This window comes from Pseudomonas sp. QTF5, from assembly GCF_000512695.2.
In the GTDB taxonomy this organism is placed as follows: Bacteria; Pseudomonadota; Gammaproteobacteria; order Pseudomonadales; family Pseudomonadaceae; genus Aquipseudomonas.
In genome coordinates, this window is the sequence record NZ_AZRW02000054.1 from 1 (window position 1) to 19,353 (window position 19,353).

At 58.8% G+C, this 19,353-nt stretch carries 18 protein-coding genes and 3 pseudogenes; 4 read left to right on the top strand and 17 right to left on the bottom strand.

The genetic code is table 11. The annotated features are described in order from the left end of the window. Positions 1-141: 141 nt before the first annotated feature. The 4 genes from IC37_RS26865 to IC37_RS26880 all read right to left on the bottom strand — a co-directional run bounded on the left by IC37_RS26865 (position 142) and on the right by IC37_RS26880 (position 4,326). Positions 142-924, bottom strand: coding sequence for a MetQ/NlpA family ABC transporter substrate-binding protein (locus IC37_RS26865; protein WP_030131586.1), 783 nt, complete (start codon positions 922-924; stop codon positions 142-144). A 268-nt stretch (positions 925-1,192) separates the two neighbouring features. Continuing rightward, positions 1,193-2,125, bottom strand: a complete 933-nt coding sequence (locus IC37_RS26870; RefSeq protein WP_030131587.1) for a sigma 54-interacting transcriptional regulator — start codon at positions 2,123-2,125, stop codon at positions 1,193-1,195. A 67-nt stretch (positions 2,126-2,192) separates the two neighbouring features. Continuing rightward, a complete protein-coding gene (locus IC37_RS26875) occupies positions 2,193-2,774 on the bottom strand; it encodes an alpha/beta hydrolase (RefSeq protein WP_030131588.1) in 582 nt (193 codons plus the stop codon). Positions 2,775-3,252: 478 nt separating this feature from the next. Continuing rightward, complete coding sequence (locus IC37_RS26880; protein ID WP_030131589.1) at positions 3,253-4,326, bottom strand: fatty acid desaturase; 1,074 nt, start codon at positions 4,324-4,326, stop codon at positions 3,253-3,255. A gap of 100 nt (positions 4,327-4,426) precedes the next feature. Here IC37_RS26880 and IC37_RS26885 point away from each other — a divergent pair, with 100 nt between their 5' ends. Then, positions 4,427-5,431: an AraC family transcriptional regulator gene (locus IC37_RS26885; RefSeq protein ID WP_030131590.1), complete on the top strand. Its 1,005-nt coding sequence runs from the start codon at positions 4,427-4,429 to the stop codon at positions 5,429-5,431. Positions 5,432-5,557: 126 nt separating this feature from the next. On the opposite strand, the gene IC37_RS26890 is transcribed toward IC37_RS26885, so the two are convergent. The 4 genes from IC37_RS26890 to IC37_RS26905 all read right to left on the bottom strand — a co-directional run bounded on the left by IC37_RS26890 (position 5,558) and on the right by IC37_RS26905 (position 8,272). Further along, complete coding sequence (locus tag IC37_RS26890) at positions 5,558-6,790, bottom strand: type II toxin-antitoxin system HipA family toxin (RefSeq protein WP_030131591.1); 1,233 nt, start codon at positions 6,788-6,790, stop codon at positions 5,558-5,560. After that, complete coding sequence (locus IC37_RS26895; RefSeq protein WP_030131592.1) at positions 6,783-7,031, bottom strand: helix-turn-helix domain-containing protein; 249 nt, start codon at positions 7,029-7,031, stop codon at positions 6,783-6,785. The genes IC37_RS26890 and IC37_RS26895 overlap by 8 nt, the downstream gene beginning before the upstream one ends. Positions 7,032-7,143: 112 nt before the next feature. Next, on the bottom strand, positions 7,144-7,509 hold the full coding sequence (locus IC37_RS26900; protein ID WP_030131593.1) for a response regulator: 366 nt from the start codon (positions 7,507-7,509) through the stop codon (positions 7,144-7,146). Between the two features lie 76 nt (positions 7,510-7,585). Continuing rightward, positions 7,586-8,272 (bottom strand): Crp/Fnr family transcriptional regulator, encoded by a 687-nt coding sequence (locus IC37_RS26905; protein ID WP_030131594.1) that lies wholly within the window; start codon positions 8,270-8,272, stop codon positions 7,586-7,588. 85 nt (positions 8,273-8,357) lie between these two features. Here IC37_RS26905 and IC37_RS26910 point away from each other — a divergent pair, with 85 nt between their 5' ends. Further along, positions 8,358-8,876: a DUF962 domain-containing protein gene (locus IC37_RS26910; protein WP_030131595.1), complete on the top strand. Its 519-nt coding sequence runs from the start codon at positions 8,358-8,360 to the stop codon at positions 8,874-8,876. A 107-nt stretch (positions 8,877-8,983) separates the two neighbouring features. Here IC37_RS26910 and IC37_RS26915 read toward each other — a convergent pair whose 3' ends face one another. From IC37_RS26915 to IC37_RS26945, 7 genes and pseudogenes are all read right to left on the bottom strand, one after another. After that, positions 8,984-9,973, bottom strand: coding sequence for a sulfate/molybdate ABC transporter ATP-binding protein (locus IC37_RS26915; protein WP_030131596.1), 990 nt, complete (start codon positions 9,971-9,973; stop codon positions 8,984-8,986). 3 nt (positions 9,974-9,976) lie between these two features. After that, positions 9,977-10,846 carry a sulfate ABC transporter permease subunit CysW gene (gene cysW, locus IC37_RS26920; protein WP_008068643.1) on the bottom strand — a complete coding sequence of 290 codons (870 nt, stop codon included), beginning with the start codon at positions 10,844-10,846 and terminating at the stop codon, positions 9,977-9,979. Between the two features lie 12 nt (positions 10,847-10,858). Further along, complete coding sequence (gene cysT, locus IC37_RS26925) at positions 10,859-11,677, bottom strand: sulfate ABC transporter permease subunit CysT (protein WP_030131597.1); 819 nt, start codon at positions 11,675-11,677, stop codon at positions 10,859-10,861. A 184-nt stretch (positions 11,678-11,861) separates the two neighbouring features. Then, positions 11,862-12,875 (bottom strand): sulfate ABC transporter substrate-binding protein, encoded by a 1,014-nt coding sequence (locus tag IC37_RS26930; protein ID WP_030131598.1) that lies wholly within the window; start codon positions 12,873-12,875, stop codon positions 11,862-11,864. A gap of 106 nt (positions 12,876-12,981) precedes the next feature. After that, positions 12,982-13,164 carry a sulfur starvation response protein OscA gene (gene oscA, locus IC37_RS26935; RefSeq protein ID WP_030131599.1) on the bottom strand — a complete coding sequence of 61 codons (183 nt, stop codon included), beginning with the start codon at positions 13,162-13,164 and terminating at the stop codon, positions 12,982-12,984. 256 nt (positions 13,165-13,420) lie between these two features. Continuing rightward, positions 13,421-13,624 (bottom strand): annotated as a pseudogene (locus IC37_RS26940) (EAL domain-containing protein); the annotation flags it as partial. Next, a pseudogene (locus IC37_RS26945) lies at positions 13,614-13,832 on the bottom strand (GGDEF domain-containing protein); the annotation flags it as partial. The pseudogenes IC37_RS26940 and IC37_RS26945, both read right to left, overlap by 11 nt. A gap of 140 nt (positions 13,833-13,972) precedes the next feature. Here IC37_RS26945 and desA point away from each other — a divergent pair. Both desA and IC37_RS26955 read left to right on the top strand, forming a co-directional pair. Beyond that, entirely contained in the window at positions 13,973-15,157 is a 1,185-nt protein-coding gene (gene desA, locus IC37_RS26950) for a delta-9 fatty acid desaturase DesA (protein WP_030131602.1), read from the top strand. A gap of 311 nt (positions 15,158-15,468) precedes the next feature. After that, the gene (locus IC37_RS26955) at positions 15,469-16,458 is read left to right on the top strand and encodes a sensor domain-containing diguanylate cyclase (RefSeq protein WP_030131603.1); all 990 of its coding nucleotides are present in this window, start codon (positions 15,469-15,471) and stop codon (positions 16,456-16,458) included. Positions 16,459-16,583: 125 nt separating this feature from the next. Here the strand turns inward: IC37_RS26955 and IC37_RS26960 are convergent. Next, a pseudogene (locus IC37_RS26960) lies at positions 16,584-17,797 on the bottom strand (HDOD domain-containing protein). A gap of 134 nt (positions 17,798-17,931) precedes the next feature. Then, positions 17,932-19,209, bottom strand: coding sequence for a 4-aminobutyrate--2-oxoglutarate transaminase (gabT, locus tag IC37_RS26965; RefSeq protein ID WP_008068635.1), 1,278 nt, complete (start codon positions 19,207-19,209; stop codon positions 17,932-17,934). Positions 19,210-19,353 lie beyond the last annotated feature (144 nt).

The following is a 19,353-nucleotide window of genomic DNA, read 5'->3' on the forward strand; positions in this document are numbered from 1 at the left end:
ACGGCCGCCAACAGTAAGGGGGAGCAAGCTCCCCCTTCGGTTTTTACCGGACACTAGTGACGCAGAGCGTGGGAACGATCACGCCGACGCTGTATTAGCCGTCGGCGTTGAAACCTTGAAGGGGTTCGAGACTGCGATCAATCAGAACGCCGGCAGTACCGCGCCGCTGTATTTCTTGTCGATGAACGCCTTCACTTCCGGGCTGGTCAGAGCCTTGGCCAGTTTCTGGATGGCAACGCTGTCCTTGTTGTCCGGACGCGCCACCAGGAAGTTCACGTAAGGCGAATCGGCACCTTCGATCACCAGCGCGTCTTTAGCCGGGTTCAGACCCGCATCCAGCGCGTAGTTGGTGTTGATCATGTCCAGGTCGACCTGGTCCAGAACACGCGGCAGCATGGCCGATTCCAGTTCCTTGAACTTGAAGTTGTGCGGGTTCTTGGCAATGTCTTTCGGGGTGGCCACGGCGTTTTTCGGGTCTTTCAACTCGATCAGGCCAGCCTTCTGCAGCAGGATCAGGGCACGGCCGCTGTTGCTGCCTTCGTTCGGGATGGCGATGGTTGCGCCGTCTTTCAGCTCAGCCAGGCTTTTGACTTTCTTCGAGTAGCCGCCAAATGGTTCGACGTGTACACCGATCACGGTCACCAGATTAGTGCCTTTGCCTTCGTTGAAATTTTTCAGGTATGGCAGGGTCTGGAAGTAGTTGGCGTCCAGACGCTTCTGGTCGACCTGCACGTTCGGCTGAACGTAGTCGGTGAAGACTTTGATCTCCAGGTCCACGCCTTCTTTGGCGAGGGTTGGTTTGATCAGTTCAAGAATCTCGGCGTGTGGAACCGGCGTCGCCGCAACCACCAGTTTCTCGCCAGCCTGGGCCAGGCCCGCAGTCAGGGCAGCCGCCAATGCGGTGAACAACAGAACCTTTTTCATGCAGTGTCCTTATCGAAATTCGCGGCCATCATCGACGACGACTAAATGTTTATGTGCCAGCGAAGTGCTATTGCTGGCGTGACGCGGACAATACCGGGATTTTTTATTCCCGAACAATATCTTTTATTCACTTTCATATTCCATTTTGTTCATACAGATCCAGCTCGCGCAAAACCCTGTAGGAGCGAGCGGTGCGGCGATCCGACTTGCCCGCGAAGGCGTCCTCTCGGGCAGACCGAGTCGCCTGCTTCGCGAGCAAGCTTCGCTCCTAAAGAAGCCCGGCGTCTTTGAGCAGTTTTTTCAAGGCTTCTTTCTCGGCGGCGGAACCGTTGCCGAGAATCTGTTTGAGTTGCTGCTCGATCGTCACCAGCGACACAGCCGCCTCGGGCAGATTCAAATGCTCCGGCAAAATCTCGTCGCCGGTACTCACCAACAGCGCAAAGTGAATGACGTTCTCCAGCTCCCGGGTATTGCCCGGCCAACTGTGTTGCTCCAGCAGTTGCTGCGCGGCTTCGCTGATCAATGGCACCGGCAGGTCGAGGCGTTGGCTGTAGATGCCAAGGAAGTATTCAGCCAGTGACAGAATATCGCCCACCCGCTCGCGCAAGGCCGGCAGTTCGAGCTGGCCTTCGCTGAGGTAGTGATAAAGCCGTTCATGGAATTTTCCGGCAGCCACGGCCTGAGTTAGATCGATGCTGGTGGCGGCCACCAGGCGCACGTCCACCGGGCTTGGCTGCTGAGCGCCGACGCGGGTGACTTCGTGGTTTTCCAGGGCCGCGAGCAGCTTGATCTGGATCGGCAACGGCAAGTCGCCGATCTCATCCAGATACAAGGTGCCGCCATTGGCCGAACCAAACCAGCCAGCGCGACTGCTGGCCGAACCGCTGTAGCTGCCAGCGGCATAGCCGAACAGTTCAGCGTCGGCGTAAGTCGGGCTGATCGCGCCGCAATTGACTGACACGAACAACCCCCCGCGGTCACTGGCACGATGAATGTGTCGCGCCAGCAGTTCTTTACCGCTGCCGGTTTCACCGCGAATCAACACCGAGATGGAACGTGGCGCCAGTTGTTCCAGCTCCTGGCGCAACTGCCGGGAACGCGGATCGACGAACACCAACGCCTTGGCGCGAATGCTCAGCGGGCTTTTTTCCGCATCGGGAAAGGTCAGCAGCGGCTGACCGAATGTTTCATGCAAACTCATGGCAGACTCCCGCCCAAAACCGCCGGGAGGCGGGGGCCGATTCTAAAAAAAAGAAAAAATAGAAGGTTCAAGCTCGACGCAGGGCGTGCTGTTCCATGCGGTTTTGCAGACGATAGAGGTACGCAAAACCCTGCTCCCAGCGCTGGTGACCGGACTTCACGTTGATGTGCCCGGCACCCGATAAAATCCCCGCCTCGGCACCCCACTGGCGCGCCAGTTCAAGCGCTCGTGGCGCGCTCACCGCGCTGTCGTTGTCGGAGCTGACAACCTGGCTCGGGAACGGCAGCAAATGAGTCGGGATCGGCGCGAAGTTGCGCAGAGCCGGCGCGCAAGCCGGGCGCTCGACGTCCGCTGGCGCGACCAGCAAGGCGCCGCGCACCTGACGCAAAAATGGCAGCGGTGCCGTGGCCGCCCAATGGGCGACGGTGATGCAGCCCAGGCTGTGGGCGATCAGAATCACGGGCGTGCTGTCGGCGGCAATCGCCTCGGCCAGTGCCGCGACCCAGTCCTCACGACGAGGCGTCAGCCAGTCGGCCTGCTCCACCCGCGCACTGTTTGGCAGGCTGTTCTGCCAATGGGTTTGCCAATGATCTTCTGGCGATCCTTGCCAGCCCGGCACAATCAGGTAGCGAATTGATTCGTTGCGCATGGGGGAGCTCTCCTGCTGCGTGTCTGTTCCTGATCGAGTATAGGGAGGAGAGTTATATTCGCTAAGGAATAAGAAGCTATTTATTAAGACCTATATCGAATATGCAACACGATCAATGTGGGAGCGGGCTTGCTCGCGAAAGCGTCGTGTCAGTCAATATCAATGTCTACTGACAGACCTCTTTCGCGAGCAAGCCCGCTCCCACAAAGTATTTGTGTTTGTCTGGAATAAAAAAGGGGCCGCACCCTGCCAAGGAGACGGCCCCGGAAACTCAAAATCTGTTAGCGCGAACCACATCGCTGGGATGTGATGATTGGCTGAAACGGTTATCCTATAAAGGAATATTTAATTACTTTATTAGGTCAAAATCGCATATACCAATCATTGCGATGCACTCAAGCCACCGCTGCTTGCGTCACAACGTAACGTTCCTTTGGGTCAAATTGATGACCACCGTTTGAGTTTCCGGGCACATCTATCAAACCTGAGCGGCAGGTACCTCCTGCGTCGCCAGGGTGTCCTCACGCACAAACCGGTTCGCCCGCCCGAACGTCCCGAAATCATTGAACCGCACCCCCATCTCGCGCATCACCTTATGCGCCACCGGGACGGTCATCTGCCGGATGTAAAACGGCTCTTTCACCACAAAATGATGGATCCCGTGACTGCTGCCAAAGTTGAAGCAGAACGCCTGCAACGGCCACATCCACCAAGGGTTCAACACCTGGGTTTGCTGGATCACATTGCCCGGCTCCACGTCACCGTAGTAGTGCATGTTCGAGCTGACAAAATGCAGGCAGAACGTGCGCAACACGTTCGGACCGATGATCACCACCGCAGCGATGTCGATCGCTTGCATCACCGCCAATGTAGTCGACGACCATTCGATAGGCGCACCCGACAGATACGCAATGCCGTTGGCCGCGTGGAAACCGAGGAACACGTACCACGCCCCCCAATGCACCAGCGCCAGCGGTGCGTAAACCTTCAGAAGACGCTTGATGATGCTGAACTTGTGCGCCCGGGTCTTGGCCCGCAGCATGCGGATCAACGCCGACATCACGTTGTCGCCGACCATCAGCAACCGCGCGATTCCCCAAGGCTCACCGTTGGTGATCGCCCGCTCTTCCATGTCGGCTTCGGTGCCGGACACCTTGTGGTGGTTGAGGTGTAATTGGCGGCGGATCCAGGGATTGATGGTACTCGGCCGCGCCAACCAAACCAGGCCCATCATCAGGTTGTGCGGCACCCGCTTTTTGCGGAAATACATGCTATGAATCAGGTCATGCTCCAGTTCATGGGTCAGCGAGGCGAAGAACGCGTTGAACAACAGACACGCCCACCAAGCCATGTACCCGGTGATGTACAGCGCCGCCGAACCGATCATCCCGGCCAACGCGAAGGCCAGAATACCGGCGCCCAAGGCGTCCTGATGCTTGAGAATCGGGTAGCGCTGACGCAATTCGACGCCCTTGGCCAATACCACCTGGCGAATATGCGCTGATCGCTGTGCTGCATTCAGTCGCTGGGGGCTTGCAGAAGTACCGTCCATGCTTCCATCCTCTGGTTATTGATGTTCGCATCCTGCCCTGTGATGCTGTGCACAGCGGTAGCCGTGAACGCCAACCTGTTGACCGGACGCGCCAATCAACATGACTGAACCGACCTCCCTCGCCAGCTGGACCCGCGCCCTGCGCAAGCAGCTCGATGCGCTGGGCCTGGACAGCACCGCCCTGTGCCAACAGGCGGGGCTCGACCCGCGGTTGATGGACGACCCGAACGCCCGTTACCCGCTGTCCGGCACCACGCGCCTGTGGCAAATCGCCGTGCAGGTCAGCGGCGATCCGGCGATTGGTTTGCGGGTGTCGCGTTTCGTCAGCCCCACCACGTTTCATGCACTGGGTTATGCGTTGGTGGCCAGCGAAAGCCTGCGAGAAGTGTTCGAGCGTATCGTGCGTTATCACCAGGTGGTCAGCGATGCGCTAGACCTGGAGCTGACCCGCGCCGAGGATCGCTACCGCTTCCGCCTGAAAATCCCCCAAGGCAACCCCGCGCCCGCCTTCGAAGCCATCGACGCCTTCGCGGCGATTTACGTGCGCACCTGCCGCAATCGACTGGGTCGAGACTATGCCCCGCTGGCGGTGTACCTGCGCCGTCCGGAGCCGGCCGACCCGCATCAATGGCACAAAGTGTTCCGCTCGCCGGTGTATTTCGCCGCCGACGAAGATCGACTGGAATTCGCCCTGGTGGATTTCGATAGCCACCTGGACGACGCCAACCCGGAATTGGCCGAACACAACGAAACCGTGCTCAAGGGCACCCTGGCGCAACTCAAACCCCTGACCTGGGAGCGCAAGGTTCGCGACGCCATTGAAGAGCAATTGCCGGAAGGCGAACCGTCGGCCGAATGCATCGCCCATGCGCTGCACTTGAGTTTACGCAGCCTGCAACGGCACTTGGCGGACGAGGGTTGTCGGTTCGATACGCTGCTCAATGAAAGCCGGGAAAACCTGGCGCTGCTGCATCTGCGCGACCCGCAATGTTCGTTGAGCGAGGTCAGTTACCTATTGGGGTTCGCCGACACCAGCAGCTTCAGCCGTGCGTTCAAGCGCTGGACCGGAATGACGCCGGGGCAGTTTCGGGATGGGTTGCGGTGATAGATCCGAGGGGTGTGTTGAGTTTCCGGCCTCTTCGCGGGCAAGCCTCGCTCCCACAGATGACCGCGTATTCCTGTAGGAGCGAGGCTTGCCCGCGAAGGCGTCCGTCGCAGCGCCGCAGATCTTTCAACCTTTAACCAGACTACGCGCTACACCGGTTTTCCACTGTTCCATCATGGCTTCACCAACCTCGGTAAAAGCGTGGTTTGCCTTGATGTATTCAGCCATTTCGGTCATCGCGACATCCATGCCGTGGGCGACTTGCTGCAACAACTCATTGCAGCGTCCTTCAGTCAGGTTGCAAGCCGACCGACCAAAGCGCATCAGCATCTTGTACTTGGGCCATGCCTTCGATCCGCCCAACAGCAACGCCATGCTGTCGGCCTTGATGTAGACCGAAGTCGTGACGATGTCATAGGCCGGAGCCAGACTGATTGACGCATCAGCACCGCAATGTTCGTACAGCACGCCGAAATTCTTCAGATGAGCATCGCCATTCTTCAAACCGGACGACAGCGCAACGATCTTGAAAAAAGACTCAAGGGCCTGGTGGAGCAATGGCGGGGAGACAAACTCCTTGATCTGTCTGGCAGCACCTTCGTATGAACCATCGTATTTGGCCCTCGAAGGCCAGGCATTGAGCACGCAAAAATCCTCAAAACCCAGATAGCCTTTGTCATTCAGATCGAAACGCTCGACGACCAGAAATTTACCCCGTTCGCTGAGTTCGAACTTCGGCACCTCAAGCCCCGAATGCAGTGCGGCTCGCATGCAGAAGTACTCGTTGGCGGCCAGCTCCGGGTACTCCTCTGCACGAAAGGACTTGACCAGGTGCGTTGCCCCTCGATGGGTCAGGCGGTCAATGGTTGTCGCACTGTCGCGCACAAGCACCTTAGGCTGTACCCCCGAAACGCCTGAGTATTGACCATAAATGTGCAACAGGTCATCGAACAGACCCTGAGCACCGTCATGAACCAGAATGTCCGCAAGGCTGGTTTCAGGGGGCCGCTCGTTTGCACTCAGAGCATTGACGATTCCCACACGTCCAAGTTGATGCGGGCCGACGATCGCCAGCATTGCGAATTCGTCGAATCCTCGCACCGCTTTGCTGAAGCGACGAACCAATTCATCGCGCAGCGAACCTTCTGGCAGATTCATTTCAAAAACCGGCGGTACCCCTCGCTCCCACGTGTAGCTCTCGAGGCGAGCGGGCATGGTCAGCGAGACGGCGTTTTCTTCCAGTGCATTTTGCGCATAGGTAAACACTGAATCGATACGAGATTGTCCGCGGCCCAAGGCGCCCACTGTGGTGCCGGAAACACTGATATCCAGCCTGTCCACATCGCTCTTTTCAGCCATGGAAGTTGGCCTTTTTCAGGGTGTCCAGCGTCGGGCGCTTTGACTGCCGAGGCACGGCTGTAAGTTCGTATCCAAAACCGTTCAGGATCGCTTCAACCTTGCGGATACCGATTTCGGAAACAGTATTGTTCTCGATGCCAGAAATCGTGGCACGGCTCATTCCGTACTGCTTTGCCAGATCCTGTTGAGACATCTTTCGCTCTTTGCGCAGTAACCTGATCAGTTCGCCAAGGGTTTCCATTCGAGACACTCGCATCATATACAGTGCAAATTTGCATAAATGAACGTATATGCATCGTATTTAATGCACGACTAAGTCAAAGTCCAGCTAATTTTCTTGGCAAAACTCGCTTTCAGCGACCGCGATCCCGCCTTAACAGCTTGCGCACCCGCTTCACCAGCTCACTGACGGCAAACGGCTTGAGCAGGTAATCATCCTCATGCAATTCCAGCCCGCGCAGACGATCTTCGATACCGTCCTTGGTGGTGAGGAGCAGTACCGGCGTGTCGCCGAGTTTGCGGATCTGCTGCAGCAACTGCCAGCCGTTGAGCCCCGGCAGCATCACGTCGAGGATGATCAGTTCGTATTCGCCGGATTCGATAAAGCGCCGGCCGTCCATGCCATTGAGCGCCACATCCACCGCGTAACTCGCTTCGCTCAGGCCTTTGGCCAGGAGGCTGGCGGTCTCGGGTTCGTCTTCCACTAGCAACACACGCATGGCACACCTCGATTGTCGTCGTCACAGGCTAGGCGCGTTCGCGGATAAAGCCCACCAATACCGTGGCGATCATTTTTTAAATCACCGCCAACGCCCGTAACCGCTCGGCATCCAGAATCTCGATCTCGCCATACTTGAGATTCAGAATCCCTTGCCCCTGCAAATCCTTGAGGAGCTGATTGGTGGTCTGACGCGACAGCGACAACATCGACGCGAGCTGCTCCTGAGGCAATTGCAGAACACGGCGCGGCGGATCGATTTCGCCATAGCCCTCGGCGATCATCAGCAAGCGATGGGCCAGGCGCGCCGGGGCTGGCATCAGGCTCAGCTGTTCGAGGTTGATGAAGGTCAGGCGCAGTTTGTGGCTCATCAGCAACGCCAGTTGCCGCCAGTAAACCGGTTGTTGGTCGAGCAACTTCAGCAGCGTCGCCTGCGGGATGTGCAACAGGATGCACTGGCCAACGGCGTAGGCATCGTGGGTTCGCGGCTGGCCATCGAACAGGCAGATTTCACCGAACCAGTGCGGCGCTTCCACCAGGCTCAGCAGCGCTTCCTTGCCCTGCTCGCTCACCGCGCCAATGCGCACCGAACCTTCGAGCACAGCGTATAGCCCGCACGGTGGATCCCCGCGTTTGAATAGCAGTTGCCCCGACGGCAGGCGCCGCACTCGGGCCGCAGCCAGCAGACTATCCTGTAAGGGAACAGGTAAATGACTGAACCACTGCCCCGTATCCAGGCGCGAACGCCAAACCTGCATGTCCATGAAAACTCCTGGAGATTGTCGCCTGCCTGACAGAGCGAGAGATGTAACCCGGCGCATCATCCATCACCCTACAGGAGGAATAACAATGAAAAGCCTCGTTGACCATCTCAGTCAATACGCCGCCTACCACCGTGACCCGCGCAATATTGCCAGCCACTTTATCGGTATTCCGCTGATTGTGGTGGCGGTCGCGGTGTTGCTGTCGCGGCCGCAATGGGGCGGAGGCTGGGTTTCGCCGGCGGTGCTGGTCGCGATGGCATCGGCGTTGTTTTACCTGCGCCTGGAGGTGCGTCTTGGGGTGTTGATGACCGTGTTGCTCGGTCTGTGCATTTGGGCGGGTAAGGTTCTCGCGCAGCAAAGTACGCTGGTCTGGCTGGCCAGCGGTATCGGGATGTTTGTGGTGGGATGGGCGATTCAGTTTGTCGGTCATCATTACGAGGGACGCAAACCGGCGTTTGTCGATGACGTGACGGGGTTGATTGTCGGGCCGTTGTTCGTAGTGGTTGAGTTGGCGTTTTTGCTCGGGATGCGGCATGAGCTGAAAGAGCAGATCGAGGCGCGGGTGGGTGGTGTGCGTTTGCGCCAGAAAAACGCAGCGGCGTAGATCGCTTTCGCGAGCAAGCCCGCTCCCACAGGGTTTTGGGTTGGCCACAGATGAGTGTTCAACGCAGATCCACTGTGGGAGCGGGCTTGCTCGCGAAGCTTTTGCTTTTAAAGGTTGGCGACTTTCTGCCAGACCTTCGGTTTGAAGAACAACGTCTCACCCTTCGCCAAGCCAACCAGGCTGTCGTGATCCTTCACCACTTCAGCCTCGATCAGCTCGCTCTGCCCTTCGACCTTCAGCGTCACCCGCGTGGTGGCGCCCAGCGGACGAATATCCCGCACTTGCGCCGCGTGGTGGTCTTCCAGTTCATGGCGCGACAGCGACACTTCGTGTGGACGGAACAGCACGTGCCGGTCTTCGCCCAAATGCAGACGGTTCGAATCGCCGAGGAAGTGATAGACGAAATCGCTGGCCGGGTTTTCGTAGACATCGCCCGGTGAGCCGATCTGCTCGATCACACCCTTGTTCATCACCACGATACGGTCGGCGACTTCCATCGCCTCTTCCTGGTCGTGGGTCACGAATACCGAGGTCAGGTTGATGTCTTCGTGCAGCCGTGCGAGCCAGCGACGCAGCTCTTTACGGACCTTGGCGTCGAGCGCACCGAAGGGTTCGTCGAGCAGCAAAACTTTCGGCTCCACCGCCAAGGCACGGGCCAATGCGATGCGCTGACGCTGGCCACCGGAGAGTTGTTCCGGGTAGCGATCCGCCAACCAATCCAGCTGCACCATGTTCAGCAGTTCGTGGACTTTCACCGCGATCTGGCTTTCATTCGGACGCTGGTTTTTCGGCTTCATGCGCAGGCCGAAAGCAACGTTGTCGAACACCGTCATGTGCCGGAACAGAGCATAGTGCTGGAACACGAAACCGACGTTGCGATCCCGCACGTCGTGGCCGGAGACGTCTTCGCCGTGGAATACGATGTTGCCCTGATCCGGAGTTTCCAGGCCGGCGATGATTCGCAGCAACGTGGTCTTGCCGCAGCCGGACGGCCCCAGCAGCGCCACCAGCTCGCCGCTTTGAATGTCCAGGCTGATGTTGTCCAGCGCCTTGAACGCGTGGAAGTTCTTGCTGACGTTACGCACTTCAATCGACATGACTTATTCCTCCGCGGCGCTGGCGCGCAGGCGGTTAATACGGTTTTCGCTCCACTGCTTGAGCAGCAGGATGAAGAGCGCTAGGATCAGCAACAGGCTCGCCACGGCGAACGCGGCCACGTGGTTGTATTCGTTGTAGAGGATCTCGACGTGCAGCGGCAGGGTGTTGGTCACCCCGCGAATGTGCCCGGACACCACCGACACCGCACCGAACTCACCCATGGCCCGGGCCGTACACAGCACCACGCCATAGATCAGGCCCCATTTGATATTGGGCACGGTGACGTGCCAGAACATCTGCCAGCCATTGGCGCCGAGCAGGCGCGCGGCCTCTTCTTCCTGGGTGCCTTGCTCCTGCATCAGCGGGATCAGTTCACGGGCCACGAACGGCACGGTGACGAAAATCGTCGCCAGCACGATGCCCGGCAAGGCGAACACGATTTGGATGTCGTGATCCTGCAACCACGGGCCGAACAGCCCTTGGGCGCCGAACATCAGCACGTAGACCAGACCTGCAATCACCGGCGACACCGAGAACGGCAGGTCGATCAGGGTCACCAGCATGCTCTTGCCACGAAATGAGTATTTGCTCACGCACCATGCCGCGCTGACACCAAACACCAGGTTCAACGGCACCGAAATCAACACAGCAATCACGGTGAGCTTCAACGCCGACAAGGCGTCCGGCTCGAAGATCGCCGTGAAGAACGCACCCAAGCCCAGCTTCAGGCCCTGGGACACCACGATGAACAACGGCAATAACAAAAACAGCGCGAAGATCAGCCAGCCGAGGCCGATCAAGACTCGCCGTGACGTGGCACTGCCACGGCGGGCGGCGTTCGAGGAGGCAGCTGCAATAGACGATTGGGACATTTCTGCGCCTCCTTATGGGGTTTCGATGCGCCGCTGCAGCAAGTTGATCAGCAGCAACAGGACAAAGGAAACCACCAGCATCAGTACACCAATGGAGGTGGCGCCGGTGTAATCGTACTGGTCGAGTTTGACCATGATCAGCAGCGGCAGGATCTCGGTTTTCATCGGCATGTTGCCAGCGATGAAAATCACCGAACCGTACTCGCCGACCCCACGGGCAAAGGCCAACGCGAAACCGGTGAGCCAGGCTGGCAGCAGCGCCGGCACCAGGATATGACGGAAAACCTGCAACGGTTTCGCCCCCAGGCAAGCCGCTGCCTCTTCCACTTCACGGGGAATATCGGCCAATACAGGCTGTACCGTACGTACTACGAATGGAAGTGTTACAAAAGTCAGCGCCAGCGTGATGCCCAGGGGGGTATACGCGATCTTGAAACCCAGGTCCGCCGCGAACTGACCCACCAGGCCAGTGGGGGTGTACAGAGCAGTCAGCGCGATACCGGCCACCGCAGTGGGCAAAGCAAAGGGCAGGTCGATCATCGCGTCGATGATCTTGCGTCCCGGGAAGGTGTAGCGCACCAGCACCCAGGCCAGCAGCGTGCCAATGATGCCGTTGATGATCGCGGCATAGAGCGCGGTGCCGAAGCTCAGCTTCAACGCTGCCAGCACCCGTGGCGCCGAGATGATGGCCCAGAACTGATCCCAGGTAAGTTGGGCGGCATGCACGAACATCGCCGCCAGTGGAATGAGCACAATCAGGCTGAGGTACACCAAGGTGTAGCCCAGCGTCAGCCCGAAGCCGGGTATGACGGGGGAGATACGACGCGACATAAAAGTCCTTGGTTGAAATGCGCTAAGCCCCGACGGTGAAATCGGGGCCTGTTGGTGCGTAAACCTGTGGGAGCGGGCTTGCTCGCGAAAGCGGTGTGTCAGACAACATCGATATTGACTGTGCCGCCGTCTTCGCGAGCAAGCCCGCTCCCACATGAATTGCGTTTAACTGATCGTTTTCAGATTACTGCGCCTGATAAATCTGGTCGAACACGCCACCGTCATTGAAGAATTTCGGTTGCGCGGTTTTCCAGCCGCCGAAATCCTTGTCGATGGTCACCAGTTCCAGGGTCGGGAACTGCTTGGCGTACTTGGCGGCTACATCCTTGTCCCGTGGACGATAGAAGTTTTTCGCCGCGATTTCCTGGCCGGCCGGGCTGTACAAGTGCTTGAGGTAGGCTTCGGCGATTTCGGTGTTGCCCTTTTTCTCGGCGTTTTTGTCGACCACGGCCACCGGAGGTTCGGCGAGGATCGACAGCGAAGGCACAACGATGTCGAACTTGTCGGCACCGCCGTCTTCTTTCAACGCCAGGAAGGCTTCGTTTTCCCAAGCCAGCAACACGTCGCCCTGACCGTTGTTCACGAAGGTGATGGTCGAGCCGCGAGCACCGGTGTCCAGCACAGGCATATGTTTGAACAGGGTCTGCACGTACTCTTTAGCCTTGGCTTCATTACCGCCGTTGGCTTTCAGGCCATAGGCCCAGGCCGCGAGGAAGTTCCAGCGCGCGCCTCCGGAGGTTTTCGGATTCGGGGTGATGACTTCCACGCCATTTTTGGTCAGGTCGCCCCAATCCTTGATGCCTTTCGGGTTGCCCTTGCGCACCAGGAACACGATGGTCGAGGTGTAAGGCGTGCTCGCTTCCGGCAGACGCTTCTGCCAGTCGACCGGGAGGCTCTTGCCGAGCTTGGCGACTTCATCGATGTCACCGGCCAGGGCCAGTGTCACCACGTCGGCCCGCAGACCGTCGATCACTGCCCGGCCCTGCTTGCCCGAACCACCGTGGGACTGTTGGATTTTCACGTTGTCGCCAGCGTGGTCCTTTTTCCAGAAGTTGATGAACTCGGCGTTGTACTCCTGATACAGCTCACGGGTCGGGTCATACGACACGTTGAGCAATTCGTAATCCTTGGCAACCGCGGAACCAGCAAAAAGGGCACTGGCCAGGGCGGCCAAAGCAAAATGACGAATCGACGACATGTGAAAGCTCCTGGAATTCTTGGTGTGTTGGCTTTTTTCTTATGGTCTGGAATCGGATTGCCTGCGAAGGCTCGGGCCGCGTTCGGACGATCTTTTTATCTTTGCTTCAGCCCGATTTGTTGCCCGACTGCTGCAAACGGAATTTCTCTTTGCGTTCGATCTGAACCACCTGGGCGTTATGCACGGTGATTTCCACCGCGCCAAAGCGCAGATCGCGCAAGGCGCTCTGGATCTCACGCAAAATGGTGGCTTCGTCCTGCCCGTCAACACTACGTAGGGATGCGCTCATGGTGCTGCTCCTTCAACTGAGAGATTGCCTGGCAGCGGCGGCACTGCTTGCGGCGTGAGAGCAATAGTAGATAGGCGCAGATATTCTTAAAAAGACTATTTAAGAATGTTTATATAACCAAAAGGCATTATTTGATGGCGTAAGGGATTGCGGAACGTTATTGGCTTGAAGATCAAAAGATCGCAGCCTTCGGCAGCTCCTACAGGGGCTCACCGATCCCTTGTAGGAGCTGCCGAAGGCTGCGATCTTTTCGCTTTCAGGAAATCACTGGCGCCCGGGCCCAATCCAACACTGCCGCCGGCACCGGCCGCCCGAACCAGTACCCCTGCCCCAAATCGCAGCCGTCACACGGCAAGCCTGCGACAAATCCCTGATCGATCTGGAGTTTTTGCACCGGCAAACGCTTGAGCCGCAGCAACGATGAATAGCCCGTGCCGAAATCATCGATGGCCAGCCGCACAGAAGCGAAACAATCGTGCCCGTGAAATGAAGATCAGCCCCGCACTGAACGCCACCCAGGCATAACCGTTGATCAGTTGCCAGCGCAGCAGGTCGGCGGAACTATCGAAGAGCCTGTTCAATAAAGATCCGCTAAACTGGAGCCAGGCTACGCAAAGCACCAGATAGAGCAGCGCTGCACGCAAAGCATCGCGATAGGTGGCTGACATTCGAGCGTCTATGTCCCTACAAAAAGACTGGAATTAAAGAAACATCCGGCCACTCTTATCTGAAAGAGCGACTGGTTTTATCTGTGGGCTAAGTGATAATGCGATCGCTGTTTTTTTCTTTATCGAGGGTCCTATAGGCTATGTGGTACGAAGGTTTTCTTGGCTTATCGCCCTGGTCACTGGTGGCAGTCACCCTAGTGATGACCCACGTGACGATCATCGGCGTCACGGTCTATCTGCATCGTTATTCAGCGCATCGCTCGCTCGAGCTCAATGCCGGCCTGAAACATTTCTTCCGCTTCTGGCTGTGGTTGACCACCGCGCAGAACACCCGAGAGTGGACGGCTATCCACCGCAAGCATCACGCCAAATGCGAAACCGTTGATGACCCGCACAGCCCGGTCATCAAGGGCCTGTCCACCGTTCTGCGCAAAGGCGCCGAGCTGTACCGCGCCGAAGCGGAAAACCCCGAGACCCTGCGCATCTACGGCAAAAACTGCCCGGAAGACTGGATCGAACGCAACCTCTACAGCCGCTTCCCGCTGCTGGGCGTGGCAATCATGGGCGTCATCGACCTGCTGCTGTTCGGCACCATCGGCATCACCATCTGGGCCATCCAGATGATGTGGATCCCGGTGTGGGCCGCCGGAGTGGTCAATGGCCTGGGCCATGCCATCGGCTACCGCAACTTCGAATGCCGCGATGCGGCGACCAATCTGGTGCCTTGGGGCATCCTGATCGGCGGCGAAGAGCTGCATAACAACCATCACACTTACCCTAACTCGGCCAAACTGTCGGTGAAAAAGTGGGAGTTCGACCTCGGCTGGGCCTGGATCCAGGTCTTCAGCTTCCTGCGTCTGGCCAAGGTCCAGCGGGTCGCACCGATTGCCCACCGTGTCGAAGGCAAAGGCAGCCTGGACATGGACACCGCCATGGCGATCCTCAACAACCGCTTCCAGATCATGGCCCAGTACCGCAAGCTGGTGATCGCGCCGCTGGTCAAGCAAGAGCTGGAAAAGGTCGATCACTCGGTCCGCCACCAGTTCCACCGGGCCAAGCGTTTGCTGTCGCGGGAAACCAGCCTGCTGGACGAAAAACACCAAATGCGCATTCAGTCCATGCTCGAGCACAGCCAGGCGCTGAAGGTGATTTACGAAAAACGCCTGGCCTTGCAACAGATCTGGGTCAAGACCAGCTCAAATGGTCACGACATGCTGGCTGCCATCAAGGATTGGGTACACGAGGCCGAGGCCAGCGGGATTCAATCCCTGCGTGATTTCGCCGACCAGTTGAAAACCTACTCCCTGCGCCCTGCCAACGCCTGATCCTCTAGCGAGGGCTTGCCCCTGCCTGTGATGAGGAGCTTGCCTGTGATAAGGGCTGGCTTGTGGGTAAGGGCTGGCCTGTGGCGAGGGAGCTTGCTCCCGCTCGGCTGCGCAGCAGACGCAAAACCTGACGACGCGTTTTAACTGAAAAAAACGCGTCGTCAGTACCGCCCAGCGGGACCCTGCCCCCTCACCACAAAAAGCGGGAACTTCGCTCCAAATCCCCTATCTCAAAGACACTTCGCCATCCAGGCGGGCTTGTTTTTTTGGCCGCTGTCGACATAGCGGCACGCCCTTTGAGATTTGTGCCGATGGTCCATAAAAACCTGCAAGACACAACCCTTCCCCAATGGCCAGAAGCCGCGCAAACGCTAATGGCGCTGATGCATGCCCAAGGTGAAGTGGCACGCCTGAGCGAACGCGAACAGCTGTTCAGCTCGCTGCTGGTCAGTGTCAACGCCGTGCTTTGGGCATTCAACTGGGAAACCCGTCAGGTGCTCTACGTCAGCCCTGCCTATGACCGGATTTTCGGCCGCCCCGCCGGCCTGTTGCTGTCCGACTTCAATCACTGGCGCGACAGCGTCTATCCCGACGATCTGGACCACGCCGAGCGCAGCCTCGCCCAAGTGCTGGTCAAAGGCGCCGTTGAAGACCGCGAGTACCGCATCATCGCTGCCGACGGCCAGGTACGCTGGCTCAGCGACAAGTGCTTCATCAACCGTCAGGCCGAACCGGGCCAACCGGTGATCATCGTCGGCATTGCCGAAGACATCACCGAAAAAAAGCTGATGGAAGCCGAGCTGCAACGCCTGGCCAGCACCGATGTGTTGACCCAAAGCAGCAATCGCCGGCACTTCTTCGAGTGCGCTAATCGTGAATTCGAGCAGGCGCGGTTGAACGGTGCGTCGATGGCGTTCCTGCTGCTGGACATCGATGACTTCAAAGTGGTCAATGATACCTACGGCCATCCGGAAGGCGATAAGGTGCTGCAATGCATCGCCGAGAGCGGTCGCGTGGCCCTGCGGCGTGGTGATCTGTTCGGACGGATCGGCGGTGAGGAATTCGCTGCGGTGCTCCCCGGCTGCGCACCGGACATGGCGATGCAAGTGGCTGAGCGCCTGCAACGGGAGATTCAGCGGTTGAGTTTCAGCCATGACGACCAGACGTTCGGCATCACCGTCAGCCAGGGTCTGAGCAGCCTGACTCCCGAGGATGAAAGCGTCGACAGCCTGTTCGCCCGTGCCGATGCAGCGATGTACCAGGCCAAGCGCCAGGGCAAGAACCGGATTATCTCTGGCTGATCGGCCCAACACAGACCACATGTGGGAGCGGGCTTGCTCGCGAAGAGGGTGTGTCAGTCAGCATAAATGTGGCTGACACATCGCTTTCGCGAGCAAGCCCGCTCCCACAGGTATTGTGTGAAGCTTCACTTCTTGCGCAAACGCATCAGCTCCGGCAATCCGATCTTAAGCAATCGCGCTGTGCGGCTCTTGGACAACGCTTCGATCCCCTCATGCTCGGTCAGGCGCGCCAGTTGCGCGGCCATGTTCATCACCAGCGCTTCGCGGGAGTAAACCCCGCCACCGAGCTGGTAAACCGCCGCAATCAGCTCTCGCAACTCCAGGGGCAAGCGCCAGCGGGTCCGTAGCGCCGAACCGTAAGCCGCACCGAATTCGGCCAAGGCATCGCCGACTTCCTCCCATTCATCCAGCTCACCGCCGGCCTGCTTCCACTCCTGCAAGCAGCGCAACAAGGCCAGGTCGCCGAGGCGATGCAACATGCCTGCGCAATAACAGCGCTCCTGATCCAGATCCAGCAAGCGCGCCAGCGTCCGCGCATATTCGGCAGTGTGCAGGGACAACTCCCAATAACGCCCGGCGTAGTCCGCCAGTTGCGGATCGCTGAGCCGGGCACTGCGTTTGAGGGCGAGCCCCAGAATCAGGTTCATGCTTTGCCCGGTGCCCAAGCGATGCAGCGCCTGGGTCAGGGTTTGCACAGCGACGCCATGATGCTGGGCCGCGCTGTTGGCGGCGGCGATCAGGACAGCGGTGATTTGCGGGTCGGTGCGGATCTCGTCTTCCAGCCTCGTCAGATCGAGGCCATCGGGATTGAGGTTACGTTTGATCGCCACCTGCACGTCGGTCATCAACGGCGCACCTTCCGCCAGTTCGCGCCGCCGCTCCAGGTACACCGACAAGGTCATGCCCGGCGCCAGTGAAGGCACCTCGCACGACACCTCTTCACCGGCGTTCAGCAACAAATCCTGCAGGCGCTGGGTCAGGCTTTCCATGTTCAAGGGTTTGGTCAGGTACGCCGTGGGCGCCAGGGGTAAGGCTTCACGTACGCTGGCGCTGTCGTTGCGGCTGCTCATCAGAATGAAGGGCAGCGGCGGATTACGTTTGCGCTGACGGACATTGCGCAAGACGTTCAGGCCATCGACGCCAGGCAACTCCCAGTCGACGATCACCAGATCGTAAGGGTTTTCCGCCAACAGGTGCAGTGTCTCTTGGCCATCGGCACACAGGTCCAGCCGGCATCGCAGCGCACATTCAACAACACTTGCTTGAGCAGATCGCGGGACCAGGGGTCGGCCTCGGCAATCAGCACACGCGGTACAGCGGGTAACACCACAGCAGTCATCACACACTCCATCGGCAATGCTTGCACCTTAGTCAATGACGGCTATTCGATACAGTTCAATTGCCCCTGATGTTTTCAAGCGGCATCAAAAAACCCGCCGAAGCGGGTTTTTTGTGGATCAGTTCACAAATCGATCAGAGCTCGGCGAAGCACTCTTCGATGATCGCCAGACCTTTGTCCAGTTGCTCATCCGGCGAGGTCAGCGGTACCAGCACACGCAGAACGTTGCCGTAGGTGCCGCACGACAGCAGGATCAGGCCCTTGTCGCGCGCCTTGGCCACAACCGATGCCACAGCAGCAGCGTTCGGCTTGTGGCTGTCGCCGTCGACGAACAGCTCGACCGCAATCATCGCGCCCAGGGCACGCACTTCGCCGATGACCGGGTACTTGGCCTGGATGGCTTTCAGGCCCGTCACCAGACGCTCGCCGACCGCTTTACAGCGATCCAGCAGGTGCTCTTCTTCGAACACTTCCATCACGGCCAGGGCCGCGGCGCAAGCGATCGGGCTACCGGCGTAAGTGCCGCCCAGGCCGCCCGGAGCGATGGCGTCCATGTATTCGGCCTTGCCGCACACACCAGCCAACGGGAAGCCGCCAGCGATGGATTTGGCGAAGGTGGTCAGGTCGGCAGCAACGCCCATCTGTTCCATCGCGAAGAAAGTGCCGGTACGGCCAGCGCCAGTCTGCACTTCGTCAGCGATCAACAGAATGCCGTGCTGGTCGCACAGGGCGCGCAAACGCTTCATGAACTCTTTAGGCGCGACGTAGAAACCACCTTCGCCCTGAACCGGCTCGATGATGATGGCGGCGATGTCACGCGGCTCGGCGTCGTTCTTGAAGATGCGCTCGATGCTGGCGATCGAATCGTCGATGCTCACTCCGTGCAGTTCGTTCGGGTACAGCGCGCGGAAGATGCCGCCTGGCATCAGGCCCATGCCGGCCGAGTAAGGCACGACTTTACCGGTCAGGCCCAGGGTCATCATGGTGCGACCGTGGTAAGCGCCGGTGAACGCGATCACGCCGGCACGGCCAGTGGCGGCGCGGGCGATCTTGATCGAGTTTTCCACGGCTTCGGAGCCGGTGGTCACCAGCAGGGTTTTCTTGGCGAAATCACCTGGCACCTTGGCGTTGATTTTTTCGCACACTTCCACGTACGGCTCGTAAGCCAGGACCTGGAAGCAGGTGTGGGTCAGCTTGTTCAGCTGTTCGGTCACGGCGGCGATGATTTTCGGGTGCACGTGACCGGTGTTCAACACGGCGATGCCGCCGGCGAAATCGATGAACTCGCGACCTTCAACGTCGGTCACGGTGGCGTTCTTCGCGGACTCGGCGAAGATCGGGTGAATCTGGCCAACACCGCGCGGCACAGCGGCTTCGCGGCGTTTCATCAGGGATGCGTTAGTCTTGCTCATAGTGTCCTCATTCACCGCTCATCGGGCGGCGTGGTTCAAGGAAAATGCGGCGGGGAGGCAACTACGGCAGCATGCGATGATCGACTGCCACAGCGTTCCCGGCCACAGAGAAAATTCCGTTTGAAGCGGCGCAAAGGGACAGCG